Origin of the sequence: Ornatilinea apprima, assembly GCF_001306115.1 — a bacterium.
In the GTDB taxonomy this organism is placed as follows: Bacteria; Chloroflexota; Anaerolineae; order Anaerolineales; family Anaerolineaceae; genus Ornatilinea; species Ornatilinea apprima.
In genome coordinates this window covers 142,809-163,014 of the sequence record NZ_LGCL01000021.1, presented here as the reverse complement: position 1 = coordinate 163,014, position 20,206 = coordinate 142,809, and the positions used below count along the sequence as shown (strand labels likewise).

Here is a 20,206-nt window from a genome sequence, read left to right as displayed (position 1 = left end):
TGATCAGTATTGCCCATAATATGCGAAAATTGGCAGCCAGGTAGGCTACCAATTTTTTGTTTTTTCGTTTTTATTCGATTTGCAGCTAATTTTTGGGGCTGTTTCCAAATTCTTTAGAGACAGCCCCTGTTTTATTTAATGGTACAGGTGAGCGTTACCGCACCATCTCTTCGGTAATCTCATCCAGCTTCAAGCTGATCATCTGGCTGGCCGAGTCGCGGCCCATTGTGATTCCATAAATCACATCCGAAGCCTGTACTGTGTTGCGGTTGTGGGTGATGACAATAAATTGTGTGTTCTCGCTCAACTCCCGCAGCAAATCGCAGAACCGGCCCACATTAGCCTCATCCAAAGCCGCGTCCACCTCATCCAAAACGCAGAACGGCGTGGGAGATACCCGCAGCAGGGCAAAAATCAGTGCCACAGCCGTCAGGCTGCGCTCACCGCCCGACAGCAGCGAAAGACCCTGTTCCCGCCGGCCGGGCAAACGCGCCTCAATATCGATCCCGGCGTTGGAAATATCTTCCTCATTGACCAGTTCCAGCTTTGCAGAACCGCCGCCGAATAAACGCGTGAACATCTTTTTGAATTCAGCCGCCACTGCGTCAAATGTCTTGCGAAATTCGATCCGCATCAACTCGTCCAGCTCTTGAATCACTTCGCGTAAATCCGCGTCGGCTTTTTTCAGGTCATCCACCTGAGTAACCAGGAAATGATAACGCTCGTTGACGCTTTCATACTCGGTTTGCGCTTCGGGGTTAATTGCGCCCAGGCGGCGCAGCATACCGCGCTGTTGTTTAATGCTTTCTTCCAACCCTTCAGAGATTTCTTCCACAACCGGCAGCTGCGCAACCATTTCTCCCAGCGGCAAAGGTGTGGGGCCGCTGATATTCTCACTGTACTCGAACTCTACCAGGCCAAAATCATCTTCAATTTTTTGCCGTAGCGATTCTAACGCCTCGCGCTGGCGGGTTACTTCATGCTGCGCCTGAGACTCATGCCGCTCCGCGATGGTGGCGATTTGCTGCGCATTGGCCAGCGATTTCATCATCGCTGTATAGTCCTGTTCCAGGCCAGCCAGTTCCGCCTCGGCAGGCTCAATCTTCCCGCTCAATTCATCAATCAGTAAGCTCAAACGGGCTTCTTCCTGTCGTAGATCTTTCTTCTCAGTCTCTAACGCTTCCTGAGAAGCCGCGATTGAAGCCTGGCGCTGATAAAGCCCCATTTTGCGGTTTTGGCTCGCAGAGAGTTGCCCGCGTGCTTCCTCCATCCGCCGGTCCAGTTCCTTAATGGCGCGCGTGGTTACCGCCAGATTGGTCTGCCAGTGCGACACCTGGTTTTGCGAATCATCCAATGGCAGACTGTGCAGGTCTCGATTGCGCTCGCGCACCTGCTCATTCCGTTCACTAATTAACTGTTCAATCGATTCCAGCTCATTTTCGATCTGGTTGATGCGTTCTTGCGCTTTGCGCATCTGCTCTTCACCAGCTGCCAGTTGATCTCGCTGCCATTTTGACCGCTGGCGCACTTGCTCCAACTCCAAGTTGGCCTGCTGCTGCGCTTTGAGCGCGCGGTTCAGATTCTGATTAATGTCTTGCGCGTGTTTGCGATTTTTCTGCTCTTCTTCCTGTAGAGCGGAAATTTCCTTCTTCAGTTTGTCTTGCGCTTCAGCAGTGCGGTCCAATTCATAATCAAGGTCATCCACCTGGCTTTGCAGCTCACGCTGCTGGCGCGGGCGCGCGATCTTGGATGCTTTTCCATCCTGTCCAGCCATCACCACCTGGCTGCTCCAAAATACCTCACCCCGCAAGGTAACCGCCCGCACACCGTCTGGTAATTCAGATAGGACTTTACGCGCCGCCGATCTGTCTTTCACCAGAACCACACTGCCCAATAACTGTTGGATGATGGACTGATAGCGCTCGCTCGCTTTGACAAACGAACTGGCCCAGCCCAGCACATCCGGGTTTTGCAGCGGCGCGGCTTCACGCCCTCCGTCGCCTTCGCGCGGAGAGAGCATTACCGCTCGTCCTTTTTCACCGTCGCTCAGCATTTCCAGAAGGGTCTCCGCTTCCATCTCCTCGTCCAAGATGACGCCGTCCAAAAAATCACCCAGCGCGGCCGCGATGGCCTGTTCATATTCAGCTTTAACTTCCAAAATGGAGCTGAAGGCGCGCAGCTTCCCCTTAATGCGCCCTTTTTGTGCCGCTTCCATCAAAAACTTCGCGCCCTGGTTCAACCCACTCATCGAGCGTTCCGCCTGCTCTAAAACTTCGATGCGCGCGACCAGCTTGCTGCGCTCGGCTTCCATGCGGTTGCGCTCTTCAACATGCTTTTTCCGGGCAGTCTCTAACCCGTTCAGTTTTTCTTGCAAACCAGCGATTGCTTCTTGCGCCTCTTCATAATCAATTTCAAACTTCTCACGCTCGCGAATCAATGCACCCAATTTCTTTTGGGCGGCCTCAAGTGTGGATTTCTCATTCTCCACCGCTTGCTTCAAATTGTTTTGCGTGCGTTTTAGCTCTTCCAGGCGGTTGGTAAGCTCTTGCAGTTGCGCGGAGAGTTGAACCTTGCGGGTTTCTACCGCCACTAACGCGTTTCGCGCGTCTCTCAAGGCCGCTTCGGCATTTCGCCGCTCAGATTGCCGCTCTTGCAACATTTTCTGGGCCTCGGCGGCGCGCGCCTGCGCGTCGGACATTTCGGCTTCCAACTGCTTGCGCTCTTCCTCAAACGACTGAATGCGTTCTTTGCGCCCGGTTTGTTCTTCTTCCAGGCGGGTTAATTCCGATTCAACACCCTGCTGCTGGTCAAGCAAAGACTTATAGCGTTCATCCATCACGGCCAGGCTGCGGCTCACTTTTTCTTGCTCACGGTGCAGGTCAGCCGATTCCACATGCCATTGATTGAGTTCGCTGCGCAAGGCTTGCAAGCGGTCTCTGGCCGTCTGCACGTCCTTTTCCGCCTTGTCTTGCTCAGCTTTCGCCTGGCGCAGCTTGACACTTTGTTGGCGAAGCAGTTCTTTGGCGTGGTTCAAGTCCTTCTGCGTGTGGTGCCAGTAATATCCGTACCAGTCGCGCAGCAGCACATCCAGGTCGGCTTTAATTTGTTTGAATTCCTGAGCGCGTTTTGCTTGCCTTTCCAGGCTGCGCAGACGCGGCTCTAACTCGCTTAGGATGTCTTTAACGCGTTCAAGGTTGTGGGTGGTTTTCTCCAGGCGCTGCAGCGCTTCTTCGCGGCGTCCGCGATAAAGACCAATGCCGGCCGCTTCCTCAAAAAAGCGCCGCCGCTCTTCAGGCTTAATCGAAAGGGCCGTGTCTACCAAACCCTGCCCAATAATGGTGTACGTACGCTCCGCCAAACCCGATTTCGCCAGCAGTTCCGAAATCTCGCGCAGTCTCACTCGCTGCCCATTGAGAAAATATTCATTCTGGCCATCGCGATACGCCCGGCGCGTGAGAATCACTTCGCTGAAATCAATTGGCAGCCAGCCGTCTTCATTGTCAAACGTGATGGAAGAAGAAGCCATGCTGGCTCGCGCGCGTTGCTCCGAGCCGGAATAGATCATGTCTTCTGTTTTTCTGCCGCGCAGCAGTGAAAAAGCCTGTTCACCTAATACCCAGCGAATCGAGTCGGCTACATTCGACTTACCTGATCCATTCGGACCAACAATCGCAGTAATCGCTGCTGGAAATTCCAGCAGCGTTCGGGTTGCAAACGTTTTATACCCATGCAGTTCTAAAGATTTTAATTTTGGACTCATTCGCCTACCTTTTTCTAACCGCAACAGACGAATCAGTCAATCAAACCCAGCCGCTGCAGGGCATCTTTGGCAGCCGCTTTAGTGGCCGCTTGCTTACCATGCCCGGTGCCAGTCCCAAACACCTGGTCATCCACCACCACATCCACTTCAAACACTTTGGAATGATCAGGTCCAAACGAATTGCGGGTAACGTATATCGGGGTTGGCATGCCTTGGGCCTGCACCCATTCCTGGAACATGGATTTGGGGTCTTCGATTTTTTGGTTAATCAAAATATCATTCGAAGCTTCTTCCAGTAGGGGCGAGATAAATTTCAACACGGCATCAATACCCAGGTCAAGGTACAGCGCGCCAATTAACGCTTCAAAGGTATCGCAAAGCAGCGCCGAACGCTCACGTCCGCCGCCCTGGGCTTCACCTCGCCCCAAGCGCAAGGCTTGTCCCAGGTTGATTTGCCGCGCAAACTCGGCTAGTTGTTCAGTGTGCACCAGCGCTGAGCGCATGCGGGTCAGATCCCCTTCGGGCATTTCGGGAAAGTGATTATACAGCCACGCACCTACCAAAAAATCAAGCACCGCGTCGCCCAGGAATTCCAAACGCTCGTTGTCTTCCAGCGCCTCTGGGTGTTCGTTCAAGTAAGAGCGGTGGGTCAATGCCCGGCTGACCAATAACAGATCATTAAATGCCAGATGCAGCCGCGCCGCCAGCTCTTGGGGCGTTTCCAACCCAATTTGATTGGAGTTTGTTTCCATGCATTGCCTCCCAAGAACTCATGGATCGCCCGTCTGAGCTAACCTTCAGACTGGCGCTCTACAAGTTCTCTATTCAGATGGTTTATAATATTTTAAACCGCTTCCAGAAAGGACCAGTACAATCGGTTCTGGAACGCGGCCGATGGCTTGTTGAACGGCGCTCCATACCAGCGCCGAGGTTGGTTCTACTGAAATACCTCGTTTTCCCAGGTCAGTGTGCGCCAGTAAAATTTCATCCTCATCAATGGCGATAATTTCACCACCGCCAGGCAGAATTTCCTCACGCAGCGCTCGCAAGCGCACCGGGTGACGAACCCGTACCCCTTCAGCAATTGTCTTCCCTTCGCGCACTGCGTTGTAAGCATCCCACCCCTGGGTAAAATAATACCAGATCGGCGCGCAGGATTTTGCCTGCACGCCAATGTAATATGGTTGGCGCTCAATTAAACCACCACGCTGCAGGCTTTCGAACCCGCGGATAATCCCCAACAGCAGAGAGCCGTGCCCAGCGGGCGCTATCACGGTGCCCGGTTCGCGCCCCAATTGCTCCATCAGCTCATAAGACAGTGTTGCGATCCCAGGCAGGCCAAACGGTAAATAGGCGTGGCTGGCGTAGACCGTGCCATCCAGCGCTTCTTGCAACGCTTCCTGTGCAGCCGCAGAGCGAGGTCCCAACACCGGCCGCAGTTCCGCCCCATACGCTTCAATTTGCCGCAATTTTGGGCCAGAAGCCGTAGACGGCACAAAGATGCGCGCGCTCATCCGCCCGCGGGCCGCGTAAGCCGCGAAAGACGCCCCGGCATTTCCCGAAGAGTCTTCCACCGCCAGGCGAGTTCCGCGTGAAAGAAGCTGGCTCACCAAAACCGCTGTCGCCCGGTCTTTATAAGAGCCGCTCGGGTTTTGTGATTCCATTTTTAATCCAATGTCCAGCCCGCGCAAGCGTTCCCAGATCAGAGGCGTTCTTCCTTCTCCCAGAGAAATCACCGGCGCGTTCTTAAAGAGGTCAAATGAATGACGGTAGCGCCAGATGCCGGGAAGATCGCGTTCGACCAGTTCGGGGTCATAATTCGGAGGGCCGTCAAAATCATACACCCCGCCGCAGCTCGCGCAGCGGAAGGGCAGCCCCCTGGTAGGGTAAACCTGATTGCATTGTGTACAGCGAATTTCCGCCATGCTTAATCCCCTCGTCCAGGCAGGTAATCCCCTTCAACCCAAACCTCACCATCTGGACCAATTTCTTTTTTCCAGATGGGTACAATTTCCTTTAACCGGTCAATCCCATATTTTGCCGCCTCAAAGACACCGGTGTCGCGGTGAGCAGCCGAACAGGCAATCAAAACCGTGGGGGATTTCGGCGACTGCAGGCCAATTCGCTGCACCATCGCGATTCCAAACAGGTCTGGCCAGCGCGATTCCATTTCATCCGCGATCTGGTTCATTTTTTCCAGCGCCATCGGTTCGTAAGCTTCAAATTCCAAAGCGGTGGTGATATGCCCGTGTCCTTTTGTGGTTATGCCGCGAATCACCCCAATAAACGCGCAGACGGCGCCCGTGGCCGGGGTGGTGATGCTCATCGTCAGGTCTTCCAGTGCCAATGGCTCTCGCGTCAGTTGAATCACACGCCGCGCGCCGCTCCCGCCGCTGACAGGGGGGAAAAAGGCAATTTCTGCGCCATCCGTAATCAAATCTTCATTCAACGCAAATGATCGGTTCATCGAAGTGAGCGAATTGCCCATCACGTTTTTCAATCCCGGAAACGCCGCTTCAACCCGTTCTTTCAAACCCTGAATAGTAGTCCCGGCAGGCACATCCATAACGGTGTCGGCACAGCCCGCTTTCTCTTTAATTGACGCGAAAAACAGGATGCTTACTTTCATACCAGCAGTTTTTCCTCTAGGGGTTAATTACATCCCCGCTCTGGCCCCCGTGCTTTTCAACCAGACGGATGTTCTGGATGCGCCCGGTTTTTTCAACCGCTTTCACCATGTCATAAACCGTCAGGGCGGCCACACTTACCGCGGTTAGCGCTTCCATTTCCACGCCTGTTTTTCCAAACGTCTTGACTTTCGCCTCAATATCCACACCTGGAAGCTGCATGTTCAAAGCGAGATTCACTTCGACTTGGCTGATGGCAATCGGGTGGCAAAGTGGAATCAGCTCTGAGGTGCGCTTGGCGGCCATAATACCGGCGATCTTTGCCACGGCCAGCACATCCCCTTTTTTCATCAATCCGCCTTCCAGTAACTCGAGGGTTTCTGGTTTTAAGCACACTTCGCCCCGCGCAATCGCGATTCGCTCGCTGTCCGGCTTGGAGCCAACGTCTACCATTTGCGCCCGGCCTTGATCGTCCAAATGAGTTAATTCGTGTTTAACCATAGCCGAATTATAACCGTTTTCACTTGCATATTGTACTTTTTCTTCCTTTTCGATTATTTGGCTACACGAAAATCAGGCGTTTAGCACGCTTTGCCTTCCTTCTGTTATAATCGGCCTTGTGAGCTTCCAAGTTGCCGCCCACCAGACCGAGCGCTATCAGGTTGCGACCAGTGTTTACACGGGGCCGCTGGATTTGTTATTGGAACTGATCGAAAATGCGCAGTTAGACATCACCACGCTCGCGCTTGCTCAGGTTACTGACCAATATCTGGCCTTTATGAAAGAAATTCGCGACCGCGACGCGGCGGAAGTCTCTGCTTTTTTAGTGATTGCCGCGCGCCTGGTTCAAATCAAATCGGCGGCTTTACTGCCGCGCCCACCCGCCGTGGACGCCTCTGCTGATGAGCTGGAAGATGGTGAAGCCCTAGCCCAGCAGCTTATTCTTTACCGGCGCTTCAAACAAATCTCAATCTGGCTGCTGAGTCGCGAAAATGCCAGTTTGCGAACCCATCTGCGCGTCGCGCCTGTCTCGGTGAAAATTGAGCCGCGCCTGGACCTGACCGGCGTCACCCTAAGAGATGTGGTCCTGGCCGCCAGAGACACCCTCTCCGGCTCACCAGACCTGCCAGAGTTGAGCCGTGTGGTCAACATGCCGCGCATCACTATTCGCGATAAGATTCACACCATCATCGAAACCATCAAACACACTACTCGCACCACCTTTCAGCACCTGCTCATCCGCCGCAACCGGGTGGAAGTGGTAGTAACCTTTCTGGCACTGCTGGAATTGATCAAACGCCACGTGGTTGAAGCCGAACAGCAAGAGCTCTTTGGTGAAATTGAATTCTCGCCAGTCGGTACTCTGGACGAAAATGAAATCGGCGACCTCGAATTTTCTGAGTAAGCTTACTACCCCTTGCATAATCAAAAAACCGCGCCTTGTGCGCGGTTTCGCCTTTTTCTCTGCTCATTCTTATTCGCCGCGTGGATAAACCACCAGCTCCGGGAAACCGGTCTGCGTATCTAACTCCCGCCGAAACACTTTATCCTCCAGGTCGCCGATAATGATTTCAGCGGTAAGGTCTACCAGGCTGCCGCCTTGTAAATGTCCCCCAACCATTTTCGCATCCGCATTGGACAGAGCGATATGCAAATGCGGCTTATCCGGGCTGATCGTACCGACCAGTGAGAGAATTTCAAACTTTTCTTCAAAAAAAGAAGCCACCGGGCCGAACTGGCCCGCCATGCGCAGCGCCGCCCGTTTCAAGCTTCCAACACAACTAATGATGAACCCCGCCTGAATGTCATTCTCTTGCGCGAACTTCACCAGCTCAAGGCGCAAGTCCTGGCCAGGGTGCAGCCTTAAAACATAGGTTTTCATCTTCTTTGTTCCTCTTAATCCTGCGCGGGCTGATTTTCTTCCCCGGTCATCAGGTCGTAGGGCAGACGGCCGCTGACCCATACCAGCATCAGACGAATATCATCATCCACATATTGGCTGGCATTTTCAACCTGCTCCTGAAAAGCGTTTTCAAGCACTTCATAGGTCTCTTCTTTTGGCCATACGGTCAAGAAACCGGGCAGTTTCGCGCGGTTGGCCTCTGCCGGCAGAACCTCCCACGATCTACCTTTTAAGAGCTGATATACGTGCTCGCGCAAATCCGCGTGAATATCACTCCAGGCCTGCAGGGTTGCACCGCAGAAATCAGCGCTTTTTTGAAACACGCTTACCGCGCCACGCACCTTCAGCGGAAGTGGCGCCTGAGAGCTGTTGCGAAAGCCAGGAACCTGAACGAGTTCTTTCACCATGCGGAGCAGTTCCCGCCGGGTTTCGGCAGATACTGGGTCTAGGTGAGAAAAAACATCCTGGACGACCGACTGCCGGTAATCCACCAGCATAAATTCATTAATTGCGTGAAAAGGAAGGAAAGATACTTTTTCTGGGTTCATGCCGCCGATTATATCAAAAAAAGGCTCCTCGTGCGCGCGAGAAGCCTTTTTTGGTCTATTGAATAGGTACTATTTTTCTTTTGGGATCACCAGCCATAGAACCGTGTAAGGAATAACGCCCGGCAACCCTCCTGGTATGAACAAAATCAGAAAAGCCAGACGGAACCAGAAGACATTGATTCCAAAAAATTCACTAAACCCGCCACACACACCGGCCAAAACCCGGTTACGCCGGGACCTTCTTAAAGCATGTGATTCAGCCATCTTAACAAACTCCTTACTCTTTGAGAAATCCATCGGTTTATTCTATATACGCCTTCTCAAAGAGAAAGTTGTATGCTACCGGCTTGCCTCAATTTGGTCCGAAAGTTGTTCAAGCCGGGCTACTTCTTCTTCTGTCAGCCGCCAGCCGCCAGATGCGGCATTTTGTTTGGCCTGCTCTCGGTTCTTTGCCCCAGGAATGGGAATGCTGTCCTTACAGATGCACCAGTTGATCGCCACTTGCGCCGCTGTTTTTCCATCGTGAGCAGAACCGATGCGCCGCAGCTCCAGTAGAAGCGGTTGGATTTTTTGCAAATAATCTTTCCGCACACGTCCGGCGCGCACCCCTTGCGGCATATTCTCTGGCGTGTATTTTCCCGTTAACAACCCCATTCCCAACGGGCTATAGGCGATCAAAGTGATCTCGTTCTCCTGGCAAAACTGGAACAGGCCGTTCTTTTCCATTTTCCGATTCAAAAGGTGGTACTCAACCTGATTTGAAGCCAGAGGTATTCCATTCCGGGCCAGTGATTCTTTCGCCCGCTGCGTTTGCCCCAAGTCAAAATTGGATACGCCAACCGCCCCAATCAGTCCTTCCTGATAAGCAGCCGTCATCGCATCCATCCATGTTTCTACGGTAACCGGCGGCAGCGGCATGTGAATCTGGTAAAGGTCTACCCTTTCTAGACCGAGACGTTTGATACTCCTCCTCACCGCCTTTAATAAATTCTGCTTCGAAAGCCGCCACGGATAGGGCATGAATTTTGTGGCAACGCGAATTCGCGCATCGGTTGTCTTCATACACTGTCCCAACAACGATTCCGATTTGCCCTGCCCGTATACTTCAGCGGTATCAAAAAAGATGATTCCCGCCGCCACGCTGGTCTCAAAAGCCTCAAAAATATCCTGATCCTGGTATCCCTTCCCGTATCCCCAGATCAACCGGTCTCCCCACGACCAGGTTCCAATCCCAAGCTCAACACCGCTGAAAACCGGGTGCCTTCGACGTTCTTCTTCCATATTGCGCTCCATTTCAATTTGTTTGGGTGGGTAAGGGCAAAAGATAGTCCCCAAATTTAACGGGGGTGTCTTCAACACAAAGATTATACATGAACAATTGAAAGAATATCTTGCATATCTGCGCCAGGTACAACCTTATCCATCAAGACACAAACGACCTCCATTGGCAAAGGCGAGCGCCCGGCTGCCTTTCGCATGTTATACCTTCATCCGGCCAGCTTTTTTCCTCGAGAATGCCCTTGTCGATCCGGGCAAGCAACCGTAGAATAACACTATGATCGACGACAACGTAACTCCCATCCGCCAACAATATCTTGAAATCAAAAAACAATACCCAGACGCGATCTTGTTTTTCCGCTTGGGCGATTTCTACGAAACCTTCGATGAAGACGCCCAGGTTACTTCGCGTGAGTTGGACATCGTCCTCACGTCTCGCAATGTGGCCAAGGGAACGCGCATTCCAATGGCTGGCATTCCGCATCATGCGGCTGAGAACTACCTGGCGCGCCTGATCGAAAAAGGCTACCACGTTGCCATCTGCGAACAGGTTGGCGACCAACCCGTCAAAGGTTTGTTCCCGCGCAAAGTTACCCGCGTGGTTACACCCGGCACCATCCTGGAACCTGAACTGCTCCGCGGCGATCAAAACAACTATCTGGTCAGCCTGGTTGTGTTGGATAGTCACGCTGGAATTGCCTACGTGGACATCACCACCGGTGAGTTTTCCACTACCGAATTGGATAGCCCTGATTTGCCCTCCAGCCTGCGCGCCGAAATGCTGCGCCTCAAACCGGCCGAAATCCTCCTCGCCGAAGGCATCCACCTCAATGGCGACCTTCCCGGGCACAGCTCCACCTGGCCCTCCTGGCGGTTTGAATTTGCCCGCTGTGAAGAGACGATCAAATCCCATTTCAATGTGGCCGCCCTGGATGGGTACGGCCTGCGCGGAAAACCGCTAGCCATTCGCGCCGCTGGCGCCCTGCTGCAGTACCTGCAAGAAACCCAGCCTGCGGCCTTAAAGCTGCTCAACTCCCTGTCCACCTATTCGCTCAGCGAATTTATGACCCTGGACGCCGCCACCCGCCGCAACCTGGAGCTGACCGAGACCATCCGCCAGGGAGACACGCGCGGCTCACTCCTCTCCGTTTTAGACCGCACTATCACACCAATGGGCAAACGCCTGATGCGGCAGTGGGTCTCTAAACCGCTGCTGGATATTCAGACCATCACCCAACGCCAGGACTGCGTAGAATACTTCGTGCAAAATGGTCTGCTGCGCGCTGAGCTGCGCGAAATCCTCTCCAGCTTTGCCGACCTGGAACGCCTGACCAACCGCGTTGTATCCGGCAGCGCTTCACCGCGAGACCTGGTAGCGATGCGCTCCACGTTGGCCCTTATTCCGGGGCTCGCGGCTCTTTTCTCCGCGCAGTCTTCCCCTTTGCAAACCGCGCTCAACCAGCTTTATCCCCTCGCCCGCGAGCTGAATTTGCTGCAAGAAGCCATTCAGGAAGACCCTCCCGCAACGCTGCAGCATAACGGGATTATCAAACCGGGCTTCTCTTCGGAACTGGACCAGATCATGGTTTCATCCGCACACGCCCGAGATTGGATTTCCGGGCTTGAGGTTGCAGAGCGCGAACGGACCGGCATTAAAACCCTCAAAGTGGGCTACAACAAAGTCTTTGGCTATTACATTGAGGTAACCCGCGCCAATGCGGAGAGTGTCCCTTCTGAATATATCCGCAAGCAGACTCTAGTCAACGCGGAGCGGTTCATCACACCCGAGTTAAAAGAGTACGAAACCCTGGTTTTGAACGCCTCAGAGCGGATTCATGAGATTGAAACCCGCGTTTTTCGCCAGGTCTGCGCCGATCTGGCCTCGTCCAGCGAGCATTTGCTGTCCACCGCTCGTACCGTCGCGGAATTGGACGTACTGGCCTCTCTGGCCGAGACCGCTTCGCTGAACAACTATATCCGCCCTCAAATTGTTGCTGAACCCGTTTTGAATATTCTCGACGGCCGCCACCCGGTGGTTGAGCTGACCCTGCGTGGTGAGCGCTTTGTACCCAACGACGCCAGCTTTGAAGCTGGTGAGGTGGTACGGGTCATCACCGGTCCCAATATGAGCGGTAAGAGCACCTATCTTCGTCAGGTCGCCTTGCTGGTATTGATGGCGCAAATGGGCTGTTTCATCCCAGCCCGCGAAGCCGCCATCGGCCTGGTAGATCGAATTTTCACCCGCATCGGCGCGCAAGATGAGATTCACGCGGGGCAGTCGACCTTCATGGTCGAGATGATCGAGACCGCCAATATTCTCAATCACGCCACCACGCGCAGCCTGCTGATTCTGGATGAGGTCGGCCGCGGCACTTCCACATACGATGGCGTTTCCATCGCCTGGGCTATGGTCGAATACCTGCACAACCACCCAAACTTGCGCGCGCGCACCCTCTTCGCCACCCACTACCACGAACTGACGCAGTTGAGCGATCTTCTCCCCGGCGTGAGAAACTACAATGTGGCCGTCAGCGAATCGGAAGGCAAGGTCATCTTCCTTCACAAAATCGTTCCGGGCGGTGCAGACCGCTCTTATGGCATCCATGTGGCGCAACTGGCCGGCATGCCCAAACCAGTGATCCAACGCGCCAGCGAAATTCTCAAGCAGTTGGAAACCACTTCCGGCAAAGCCGTGCGCATAGATCCGCAGGCTCCGCAGCAAATGGCGCTCTTCCCGGAGACCAATCCCTTGTTGGAAGAAATTCGCAAGCTGGATCTTAACGCCCTCTCTCCGATAGAGGCGCTGAACAAGTTGTATGAATGGCGCAAGCAATTTACTGGTCAACAATAACGGCGCGGAGCCAAATAACCAGCGTCTCACCCATCGAAAACCAAAAAAACAAGAGGCGGTTGCGCCTCCTGTTCGCTGTTCTAGAACCGTTCAAGCAGTTTTTCGGGATGGTGATCAAACTCATCCGCGTTCAGTTCTCCGGCTGTTAGCAAGAGCAGCGTCTCTGTCAGCACCCGGTTCACAGGCGCTTCCACCCCCACAGACTTTCCTATACGCACAACAGCCCCGTTGAGATAATCCACTTCGCTCTTGCCGTTGCCGCTGTGAAAATCAATGTGAAACGAAGGCATCTTATTTCCACGCCCTTTTCCTATCCCCTGGATCATGAAAGGTTGGGCCAGGAACAAAGGCAGGCTTGCCGCGCCAAAGGCCAACAGCCGTGTGGGAGTGCCCGGCAAATCGACCACACTTAATCGCAGCGTATGCATCACCGCCAAAGCCTCGCGCAGCATACGGATTTCCAGCTTGCACAAATCGCGGTTGCGGTAGATTTCGGAGGCAGTCATATTCAAGATAGCCGAAGTGGCATTGGCCGGCAGGTTTGTCAGCATTTTTGACCATTTCATGCTGGCCGCGTCTGCAAAGAGCTGCGCCCGCAAGCCAGCCGCGTCCAGCACTTTCACCAAGCCACTGGCCAGCAGATGGTCCGACGCGACGCCTATGCCGCGCAGTTTTTCAACCACGATTTCACCTGTTTGCAGTTTTCCAACCGCGCTGGTCAGCGTTCCGGCAATCACCTTGCCCTGTCCCAGGCCGCGCGATAACAAAGCTTCATTTTCAACGCCGTTTTGAAAGCTCAGAATGGGAGGCAGAGCCACGCTGTATTCCTTGAGCATTTCGATCACCCCGGCAGTATCATAACTCTTAACGGCTAAAATTCCCACATCAAACGGACCGTGCGTGAGTGCTTCGTCAATGCTGGTGCAGATGTCAATACTTTGAATGTGGCGAACTTCATCCCCCAAATGCAGCGTTAACCCATGTTTTCGCACAGAATCTGCGGTTTCAGGGCGGTCAAAAAAAACCACCTCCTGGCCCGCCAGGGCCAGGCTGCCGCCGATATAAGTCCCTATGGCGCCGGCGCCAAAACACAGAAACCGCATACGTGGAATCGTATCTTCCATCAATTATCGATAATCCTTAACAATTTATGATACCCAGTTGCGGGTGCCTGCCAGGTACGCTTTTCCCTGCATAGCTTTCTTGCCGGCCGGCTGAATTTCTTCCAGCACCAGCCAGCCATCCGCGGTTCCCACCGCCGGGTATCCATCCAGTACCGCTCTCAATTCGGGTGAGCTACCTGCCGCCAGGCTGACACTGGCTTTATGAACTTTCATCAAGCCGCCTGTCCATTCCATATAAGCCCCCGGCCAGGGAGAAAACGCCCGCACTTTCCGTTCCAACGCCACCGCTGGCTGCGAAAAATCGAGCCTGCCTTCTTCCTTCGAGAGTATAGGCGCGTAGGTTGCCCCATCTTGGGGCTGGGGATGCGGAGTAAGCTTTCCAGACAAGTAATCTGGAAGCACTTCCACCAACAGACGCCCGCCCTGTTCCGCCAGGCGGTCAGAAAGCGATCCGGCCGTCTCCTCAGCCCCAATGGTCGTCTCCCATTTTGCCAGCATCGGTCCGGTGTCTACCCCGGCGTCCATTTTCATAATCGTCACGCCCGTTTTCTCATCGCCATGCAGAATGGCCGCCTGAATGGGAGCCGCTCCCCGCCAGCGCGGAAGCAGGGAAGCATGCACATTCACGCACCCATACTCCGGCAGGTCCAGCACCTGCCTGCGCAGAATTTGCCCATACGCCGTTACCACAATCAAATCCGGCTTCCAGGAAACCAACACTTCAAACGCTTCCGGCGCGCGTAATTTCTCGGGTTGAAATACCGGCAGGCCCAGTTCTTGTGCCAGCACTTTAACCGGTGGAGGGGTCAAGGCGCGGCCGCGCCCAGCGGGGCGGTCGGGCTGGGTGATCACACCCACCACGGGATAGTTCTGCGCCAGATACTGCAGGCTGGGCAGCGAAAAATCAGGCGATCCCATAAATACAATTCGTTTTGCCATAGATGCGATTTTAACACAGAGCGCGATTTCTGACATATGATTAGAAATGATTAAGCAAGAGTTGGATTAATCCATTACAATAAAGATCAGTACTTACTCACAAATATTTTTTTTTAGAAGGAGCTTAACTATGTCCGAACAACCATATATGTCCCCCGATGTTAGCAGCGACGACCGCTTGTGGGCAGCCCTGGCATATGTCTTCTCGCCAATCATCCCGATTGTCTTGCTGCTGATCGAAGACAAGAAGAACCGCCCCTTTATTCGCGCCCACAATATGCAAGCATTGATTATCGGCATTATCCTTGCAATAATTACACCCATTATCGCCGCCTTTACTTTTGGCTGCGGCGCGATTATCTGGTTTGTCATGTTCTTCTGGGCATACAAGGCCTATAAGGGAGAATACGTCAACATCCCGGTGATCACCGACCTGGTAAAAAATCAGGGTTGGGCGTAATCAATATATAAATTTAGATGCAGTAGAGCCTGCCAACCTGGCAGGCTTTTTTTTTGTTAAGCACCGCACAAGGTGAGCATCTCATCCAGCTTAAAGGTTAGACAGCCCCCTACCCGTGCTGAAAGCCTGCCCGGAAATATGAGATAATTTCTTCAATGGATATGACCAACGCGCTAGAGGAATTGGAGAAAGCCCGTGCCGCACGTCTGGCCGGGTTCGAGGGACGCGCCAGGGTTTGCGCCCGGCGTGCGGCGGTTTGGGCCATCCAAACGAAGTATGCCGCGTCCAAACCCCTTTACGGATTGGATCTCCTCCATCAGGTCGCGCAAGACAGTCGAATGCCCGAACACATCCGCGCTCGCGCTTCCCACCTGGTCATGTCCGTGAACACCGCCCACGAATTACCCCCTGGAGTGGATTTGATCACCGACGCGCAAACAATCATTCAATTCCTCTCCCAAGCGGAAGAACCATCCGCCTGATCCCTGAAGGGTGACCATGACTGCCGATGAATCGAATCCGAAAATTAAAGTTTACGGCACACGCTGGTGCTACGACACGCGGGTATCGTTGGCATTTTTATCCAAGAATCACATTCGCTATCAATGGATCGACATTGATAAAGATGAAGATGGTCGTGAATTCGTAGAACGTGTCAACCACGGCTTCCGGTCAGTGCCCACCATTGTCTTCCCAGATGGAGATATACTGGTTGAGCCCACCAATGAACAGCTCAAAGAAAAGCTCAACCTTCCCTGACAGCCACTCTACTTGTCGCTCCATTTTCGAAATAGTCCAAGAATCCACACCAGCGCCAAGCCGCTGGCCAGCCCCACAAACACCAGCCAGAGCGCGTGTTGGTTCTTTTGCGGTTCCATAAATGTGGGGGCTGGCGTAATTAACTTTGTGCGCAGTGTGTTCACAAAACCCTGATCAGGCAGAACGGGTTGAAAATGAGTTTTCAAAGTCGCTTCCAAAGTGTTTTGAAGATCCATATGAACTAATTGTCCCTCTCAATATCCTCATTCGTAGATTCATCGTCCGGATAGGCCACAATGCCCACCGTTCCCGGCCCCAAATTTGCCGCAACCGGCAAGGCCAATTCGCAGATGGAGATATCCGCCGCTTTAATTGCCGCTTCCAGCCGTTCTTTAATCGTGGCCGCTGCGAAAGGATCAGCGGCGTGCACCACAGCGAAGCGCATTTTCTGCGCCTTTGCTTTTTCAGTCACCATTTCAATCAACTGGTCTATGGCTTTCTTGCGCGTTCTCACTCTCCCCGCCACTTGCAGCAGACCTTCCCGCAGTTCAATGATCGGATTGATCCGCAAGACTGAAGAGAGCATGGATTGAATCGCGTTAATTCGCCCGCTCAAACGCGCAAAATCGAGGTTTTCCAGGGTTAGTACAATTGCCAAGCTTTTCTTCGCCTTCTCTAATTGGTTGATAATCGTGTCCATCGATAATCCACGCTCTGCCAACTGGCGCGCCTGCCGGCACATCATACCCAGCGCCGCCGATCCGGCGCCAGAATCAAAGGGGTAAATCTGAAACCGGTCTTTCAATTCGTTGGCAACACTTTGCACCACTGAAAACGTACCAGACATGCGCTGCGCCACGTGAATGGAGAGAATTTCATCACCCTTTATGGCGATGCTCTCATAAAAGCGGGTGAGGTGATCCATGGATGGAAGAGAAGAATGGGGAGTTTGTCTCAATTCATGAATCAGCCGGTAAAACTTTTCACTCGGATACTCAGGGCTTGGCAAATAGATCGTTTTTCCACCCAACAAGACTGGCATGGGCAGGATATGAATTCGGTAATCACGGATCCATTCTGACGGCATATCGGCTGCGCCGTCAGTTACAATGATCAGATCATTCATGCGATTGCTTTCCAATTTTTTCCATCCGGTTGCGCAAGGAAATCAGCGTGCGGTGATACAGGCTCTTGATCGCCCCTTCACTTTTACCCATAATTTCGCCAATTTCTTGATTTGAAAGGTCCTCTACCAGCTTCAAGATAATCAACTGCTGCCTTTCGGCCGGCAGACTGCGAATGGCCTTCATCAAGATTTCATTTTCCTGTGATTGGACCATAGCCACTTCCAAATGCTCAGATCGCTGTTGAAACTGCCCAGCTTCCTCCAGCGACACCTCTTTCTTGCGCGCGTTATCACGGTACCAGTTGGCCACCAGGTTATGCGCGATGCGGTACAACCAGGCAGAGAATGGCAGCCCGCGGTTATCGTAGCGGGTAATGCTGCCCATAGCGCGGTAAAACACCCGCGCGGTAATATCCTCGGCATCGTGAGCGTTGCCAACCCGATAAAAGATATAGTTATAGATACGGTTCACATAGCGTTCATACAAAATGCTGAACGCTTCCTGGCTTCCATTAACCGCTTGCTCTATAGCGCTTTGATCACTGATTGCTTCCAAGAGGTATCCTTGTGGTTCAGTTAATACAATTAACCCGAAACTCACCGCAGAGTTACCAACCCTCTTCCCATCTCTATCATAACAAAACTCTCCAGGACTTTCTAGGAATGCCCCGGAGAGTTCACACCTGCTGAAATAGAATGGTTAGATGTCTAATACAAAATCACCATTTTCATAGATCAATTGATCATCCACCCAGATCTGACCACCGTCGCGTAAATCGCAGATCATATCCCAATGGATGAGAGACTGGTTTATACTGCCCGTTTCCGGGTAACCATTTCCCATCGCCATGTGAAAACTGCCGCCAATTTTCTCATCAAATAGAATTTGCCCGGTGAACTGCTGAATCATCTTGTTGGTGCCAATCGCAAATTCACCCACATAACGCGAGCCCGCGTCTGTATCCAGCATTTTGTTCAAATAGGCCTCATTCTTGTCCGCAGTGGCGCTCACCACCTTGCCTTTTTCAAACTGCAGGCGAACCCCCAGCACCTCTTTGCCGCGATATATCGCCGGATACGAGAAGTGAACATGCCCTTCCAAACTGTCTTCAACCGGACCGGTGTAAACCTCGCCGTCAGGGACATTCACATGACAGTCACAATTAATGAATTTGCGGTTATCAATCCGCAAGCGCAAATCAGTATCCTTACCCAAAACATGAACGCGCTCTTTCCCTTTGAGCCATTCAATAATTCGCGCCTGGTAAGCCGAAACCTCTTTCCAATACGAAACTGGGTCATTCAGATCGGGCAGGCAGGCATTGAACACGAAATTTTCATAATCGCGGAGCGCCATATCCGCGTCTTGGGCATGGGCATTGGTGGGGAAAAGCGTTAAAACCCAGCGAAACTGACCTTTAGCGGTTCGCTCAGTGTAAATTTTGCGCAGCTTTCCTAATCCCTTCTCGCGTTCAACCACCTTTGCTGCATCAGCCCGGCCTAAAAACCGCGTATTTTCGAGAGAGCGAATAAAAACCATGCTGTCAAAAGTCTCGAAAATTTGCGCAAATGGCTCGGGGGTAAAGCGAATTTGCTCATCGGTGCCATACTCCAACAGCGCCTCTGCCAGCCCCGGCAGCACAGCGTAAACAAACGGGAAAGCGCCTTGATGGATTATCTGCTCATACGTCGCCTGAATCAGTGGCGCAGAGGGCGTGTCTGCCCAGATCAAGGTTTTTTCTCCAGGTTGAATTTCCAATGAATAATTCACCAACAATTCGGCCAGCTTGTCTACTCGCAAATCACGCATCTTCGTTTCCTCTCTCGTGTAAAAAAATTTCTCTTGCTCTTTTTATTCAGGTAATATACACTTTCCTTTGTCTATCCATATTATAGCCGCTGCTACCCCAAAAAGAATCGAGGCGCAATGAGATCAGAGACAGGTTCGTGGAAAACAGAAAACGGGCTGCAAATCTATACCCGCACGTGGCTGCCTGAATCTTCAATTCGTGCATGCGTTGTTCTGGTCCACGGATTAGGCGAGCATTCGGGGCGGTACGCCCATCTTGCCAGCTACCTGACGGATAAAGGTATCGCTGTTTATACCTTTGATCTGCCCGGGCACGGCCAAACTCAGGGCAGCAGAGGGCATATCCCTTCTTATTCTTTCGTCTCTCGAATGCTGGCCGATTTTTGCGCGGAAGTTTCCAGAAATCAGCCCAAAATTCCGCTCATTCTTTACGGGCACAGCCTTGGGGGCGCCCTGGTGTTGTATCACCTGCTGACCCATCCCAACGGTGTTGACGCGGCCGTGGTGACCAGTCCCGGTCTGATCCCCGCCAACCCGCCATCCGCCGCCACTCTGTTCATGGCTCGCCTGCTGGCAAATATCCTTCCTGCCGGTACGATCAACAACCAGCTCGACCTGACCGGCCTCTCCAGAGACCCGCAGGTAGTTCAAGCCTACCGCAGCGACCCGCTCACTCACGACCGAGTCTCCTTTGCTTTGGGTCTTGATTTGATCGAAAAAGGAAAATGGATTCTTGAGAATGCCGCATCCCTTTCAGTACCTACCTTGCTGATGGTCGGCAGCGCCGACCGCCTGGTCAACCCCGATCCGGTGATCCGCTTCGCACAAGCCAGCCCCCGCTGTACAACTTACAAGCTTTGGGATGGTTTTTATCACGAATTACACAACGAGCCGGAAAAGGACATCGTCTTTCAGACCTTGCTGGATTGGGTTGTTTCGGTATTAAATCTACAAAGCGGTGGAGGAGTGTAACTTGACCCTTATGGGTCGCGGCGTTAGAATAAATTTAGATGAAAAATTA

The 20,206-nt window shown here is 52.8% G+C and carries 21 protein-coding genes; 6 read left to right on the top strand and 15 right to left on the bottom strand.

All coding sequences use genetic code 11. The features are described from left to right. Window positions 1-154 precede the first annotated feature (154 nt). The 5 genes from smc to moaC all read right to left on the bottom strand — a co-directional run bounded on the left by smc (window position 155) and on the right by moaC (window position 6,888). Window positions 155-3,760 (bottom strand): chromosome segregation protein SMC, encoded by a 3,606-nt coding sequence (gene smc, locus ADN00_RS08655; RefSeq protein ID WP_075062567.1) that lies wholly within the window; start codon window positions 3,758-3,760, stop codon window positions 155-157. A 32-nt stretch (window positions 3,761-3,792) separates the two neighbouring features. Then, window positions 3,793-4,512, bottom strand: a complete 720-nt coding sequence (gene rnc / locus ADN00_RS08650) for a ribonuclease III (RefSeq protein WP_082389994.1) — start codon at window positions 4,510-4,512, stop codon at window positions 3,793-3,795. 69 nt (window positions 4,513-4,581) lie between these two features. Continuing rightward, window positions 4,582-5,685: a pyridoxal-phosphate dependent enzyme gene (locus tag ADN00_RS08645; protein WP_075062566.1), complete on the bottom strand. Its 1,104-nt coding sequence runs from the start codon at window positions 5,683-5,685 to the stop codon at window positions 4,582-4,584. Between the two features lie 2 nt (window positions 5,686-5,687). After that, the gene (locus tag ADN00_RS08640; protein ID WP_075062565.1) at window positions 5,688-6,389 is read right to left on the bottom strand and encodes a molybdenum cofactor biosynthesis protein MoaE; all 702 of its coding nucleotides are present in this window, start codon (window positions 6,387-6,389) and stop codon (window positions 5,688-5,690) included. Between the two features lie 16 nt (window positions 6,390-6,405). Next, window positions 6,406-6,888, bottom strand: coding sequence for a cyclic pyranopterin monophosphate synthase MoaC (moaC, locus tag ADN00_RS08635; RefSeq protein ID WP_075062564.1), 483 nt, complete (start codon window positions 6,886-6,888; stop codon window positions 6,406-6,408). 118 nt (window positions 6,889-7,006) lie between these two features. On the opposite strand from moaC, the gene ADN00_RS08630 reads away from it, so the two are divergent. Next, window positions 7,007-7,792, top strand: coding sequence for a segregation and condensation protein A (locus tag ADN00_RS08630; protein WP_075062563.1), 786 nt, complete (start codon window positions 7,007-7,009; stop codon window positions 7,790-7,792). A gap of 69 nt (window positions 7,793-7,861) precedes the next feature. On the opposite strand, the gene ADN00_RS08625 is transcribed toward ADN00_RS08630, so the two are convergent. The 4 genes from ADN00_RS08625 to ADN00_RS08610 form a co-directional block, all read right to left on the bottom strand. Then, the gene (locus ADN00_RS08625; protein WP_075062562.1) at window positions 7,862-8,269 is read right to left on the bottom strand and encodes a PPC domain-containing DNA-binding protein; all 408 of its coding nucleotides are present in this window, start codon (window positions 8,267-8,269) and stop codon (window positions 7,862-7,864) included. A gap of 14 nt (window positions 8,270-8,283) precedes the next feature. Beyond that, the gene (locus ADN00_RS08620) at window positions 8,284-8,838 is read right to left on the bottom strand and encodes a hypothetical protein (RefSeq protein ID WP_075062561.1); all 555 of its coding nucleotides are present in this window, start codon (window positions 8,836-8,838) and stop codon (window positions 8,284-8,286) included. Window positions 8,839-8,907: 69 nt separating this feature from the next. Further along, window positions 8,908-9,102, bottom strand: a complete 195-nt coding sequence (locus ADN00_RS08615; RefSeq protein ID WP_075062577.1) for a PspC domain-containing protein — start codon at window positions 9,100-9,102, stop codon at window positions 8,908-8,910. Window positions 9,103-9,177: 75 nt separating this feature from the next. Continuing rightward, window positions 9,178-10,119 (bottom strand): aldo/keto reductase, encoded by a 942-nt coding sequence (locus ADN00_RS08610; protein WP_075062560.1) that lies wholly within the window; start codon window positions 10,117-10,119, stop codon window positions 9,178-9,180. Between the two features lie 274 nt (window positions 10,120-10,393). Here ADN00_RS08610 and mutS point away from each other — a divergent pair, with 274 nt between their 5' ends. Continuing rightward, window positions 10,394-12,967 carry a DNA mismatch repair protein MutS gene (mutS, locus tag ADN00_RS08605; protein ID WP_075062559.1) on the top strand — a complete coding sequence of 858 codons (2,574 nt, stop codon included), beginning with the start codon at window positions 10,394-10,396 and terminating at the stop codon, window positions 12,965-12,967. An 80-nt stretch (window positions 12,968-13,047) separates the two neighbouring features. On the opposite strand, the gene ADN00_RS08600 is transcribed toward mutS, so the two are convergent. Both ADN00_RS08600 and fmt read right to left on the bottom strand, forming a co-directional pair. Next, window positions 13,048-14,091: a ketopantoate reductase family protein gene (locus tag ADN00_RS08600; RefSeq protein WP_082389993.1), complete on the bottom strand. Its 1,044-nt coding sequence runs from the start codon at window positions 14,089-14,091 to the stop codon at window positions 13,048-13,050. Between the two features lie 24 nt (window positions 14,092-14,115). Then, on the bottom strand, window positions 14,116-15,030 hold the full coding sequence (gene fmt / locus ADN00_RS08595) for a methionyl-tRNA formyltransferase (RefSeq protein ID WP_075062576.1): 915 nt from the start codon (window positions 15,028-15,030) through the stop codon (window positions 14,116-14,118). Between the two features lie 130 nt (window positions 15,031-15,160). Between fmt and ADN00_RS08590 the strand changes: the two genes are divergently transcribed. The 3 genes from ADN00_RS08590 to ADN00_RS08580 all read left to right on the top strand — a co-directional run bounded on the left by ADN00_RS08590 (window position 15,161) and on the right by ADN00_RS08580 (window position 16,249). Beyond that, window positions 15,161-15,490, top strand: coding sequence for a hypothetical protein (locus tag ADN00_RS08590; protein ID WP_075062557.1), 330 nt, complete (start codon window positions 15,161-15,163; stop codon window positions 15,488-15,490). 155 nt (window positions 15,491-15,645) lie between these two features. Next, on the top strand, window positions 15,646-15,972 hold the full coding sequence (locus ADN00_RS08585; RefSeq protein WP_075062556.1) for a hypothetical protein: 327 nt from the start codon (window positions 15,646-15,648) through the stop codon (window positions 15,970-15,972). 16 nt (window positions 15,973-15,988) lie between these two features. Beyond that, window positions 15,989-16,249, top strand: coding sequence for a glutaredoxin domain-containing protein (locus ADN00_RS08580; protein WP_075062555.1), 261 nt, complete (start codon window positions 15,989-15,991; stop codon window positions 16,247-16,249). Between the two features lie 8 nt (window positions 16,250-16,257). Here ADN00_RS08580 and ADN00_RS08575 read toward each other — a convergent pair whose 3' ends face one another. The 4 genes from ADN00_RS08575 to ADN00_RS08560 all read right to left on the bottom strand — a co-directional run bounded on the left by ADN00_RS08575 (window position 16,258) and on the right by ADN00_RS08560 (window position 19,185). After that, entirely contained in the window at window positions 16,258-16,455 is a 198-nt protein-coding gene (locus tag ADN00_RS08575; protein WP_152966299.1) for a hypothetical protein, read from the bottom strand. Window positions 16,456-16,490: 35 nt separating this feature from the next. Next, window positions 16,491-17,375 (bottom strand): DegV family protein, encoded by an 885-nt coding sequence (locus ADN00_RS08570; protein WP_075062553.1) that lies wholly within the window; start codon window positions 17,373-17,375, stop codon window positions 16,491-16,493. Then, window positions 17,368-17,931 (bottom strand): RNA polymerase sigma factor, encoded by a 564-nt coding sequence (locus ADN00_RS08565; RefSeq protein ID WP_075062552.1) that lies wholly within the window; start codon window positions 17,929-17,931, stop codon window positions 17,368-17,370. The genes ADN00_RS08570 and ADN00_RS08565 overlap by 8 nt, the downstream gene beginning before the upstream one ends. Window positions 17,932-18,075: 144 nt before the next feature. Then, a complete protein-coding gene (locus ADN00_RS08560; RefSeq protein WP_075062551.1) occupies window positions 18,076-19,185 on the bottom strand; it encodes an aminopeptidase in 1,110 nt (369 codons plus the stop codon). A gap of 117 nt (window positions 19,186-19,302) precedes the next feature. Between ADN00_RS08560 and ADN00_RS08555 the strand changes: the two genes are divergently transcribed. Beyond that, window positions 19,303-20,157, top strand: coding sequence for an alpha/beta hydrolase (locus tag ADN00_RS08555; RefSeq protein WP_075062550.1), 855 nt, complete (start codon window positions 19,303-19,305; stop codon window positions 20,155-20,157). Window positions 20,158-20,206 lie beyond the last annotated feature (49 nt).

Excerpts from the sequence above, each read along its gene's own strand:
- ADN00_RS08555 (WP_075062550.1), top strand. The coding sequence starts at position 19,303 with ATGAGATCAGAGACAGGTTCGTGGAAAACAGAAAACGGGCTGCAAATC.
- ADN00_RS08570 (WP_075062553.1), bottom strand. The coding sequence starts at position 17,375 with ATGAATGATCTGATCATTGTAACTGACGGCGCAGCCGATATGCCGTCA.
- moaC (WP_075062564.1), bottom strand. The coding sequence starts at position 6,888 with ATGGTTAAACACGAATTAACTCATTTGGACGATCAAGGCCGGGCGCAA.
- ADN00_RS08620 (WP_075062561.1), bottom strand. The coding sequence starts at position 8,838 with ATGAACCCAGAAAAAGTATCTTTCCTTCCTTTTCACGCAATTAATGAA.
- ADN00_RS08625 (WP_075062562.1), bottom strand. The coding sequence starts at position 8,269 with ATGAAAACCTATGTTTTAAGGCTGCACCCTGGCCAGGACTTGCGCCTT.
- smc (WP_075062567.1), bottom strand. The coding sequence starts at position 3,760 with ATGAGTCCAAAATTAAAATCTTTAGAACTGCATGGGTATAAAACGTTT.
- ADN00_RS08600 (WP_082389993.1), bottom strand. The coding sequence starts at position 14,091 with ATGGAAGATACGATTCCACGTATGCGGTTTCTGTGTTTTGGCGCCGGC.
- ADN00_RS08590 (WP_075062557.1), top strand. The coding sequence starts at position 15,161 with ATGTCCGAACAACCATATATGTCCCCCGATGTTAGCAGCGACGACCGC.
- ADN00_RS08610 (WP_075062560.1), bottom strand. The coding sequence starts at position 10,119 with ATGGAAGAAGAACGTCGAAGGCACCCGGTTTTCAGCGGTGTTGAGCTT.
- ADN00_RS08645 (WP_075062566.1), bottom strand. The coding sequence starts at position 5,685 with ATGGCGGAAATTCGCTGTACACAATGCAATCAGGTTTACCCTACCAGG.
- ADN00_RS08560 (WP_075062551.1), bottom strand. The coding sequence starts at position 19,185 with ATGCGTGATTTGCGAGTAGACAAGCTGGCCGAATTGTTGGTGAATTAT.
- ADN00_RS08640 (WP_075062565.1), bottom strand. The coding sequence starts at position 6,389 with ATGAAAGTAAGCATCCTGTTTTTCGCGTCAATTAAAGAGAAAGCGGGC.
- ADN00_RS08615 (WP_075062577.1), bottom strand. The coding sequence starts at position 9,102 with ATGGCTGAATCACATGCTTTAAGAAGGTCCCGGCGTAACCGGGTTTTG.
- mutS (WP_075062559.1), top strand. The coding sequence starts at position 10,394 with ATGATCGACGACAACGTAACTCCCATCCGCCAACAATATCTTGAAATC.
- fmt (WP_075062576.1), bottom strand. The coding sequence starts at position 15,030 with ATGGCAAAACGAATTGTATTTATGGGATCGCCTGATTTTTCGCTGCCC.
- ADN00_RS08580 (WP_075062555.1), top strand. The coding sequence starts at position 15,989 with ATGACTGCCGATGAATCGAATCCGAAAATTAAAGTTTACGGCACACGC.
- ADN00_RS08585 (WP_075062556.1), top strand. The coding sequence starts at position 15,646 with ATGGATATGACCAACGCGCTAGAGGAATTGGAGAAAGCCCGTGCCGCA.
- rnc (WP_082389994.1), bottom strand. The coding sequence starts at position 4,512 with ATGGAAACAAACTCCAATCAAATTGGGTTGGAAACGCCCCAAGAGCTG.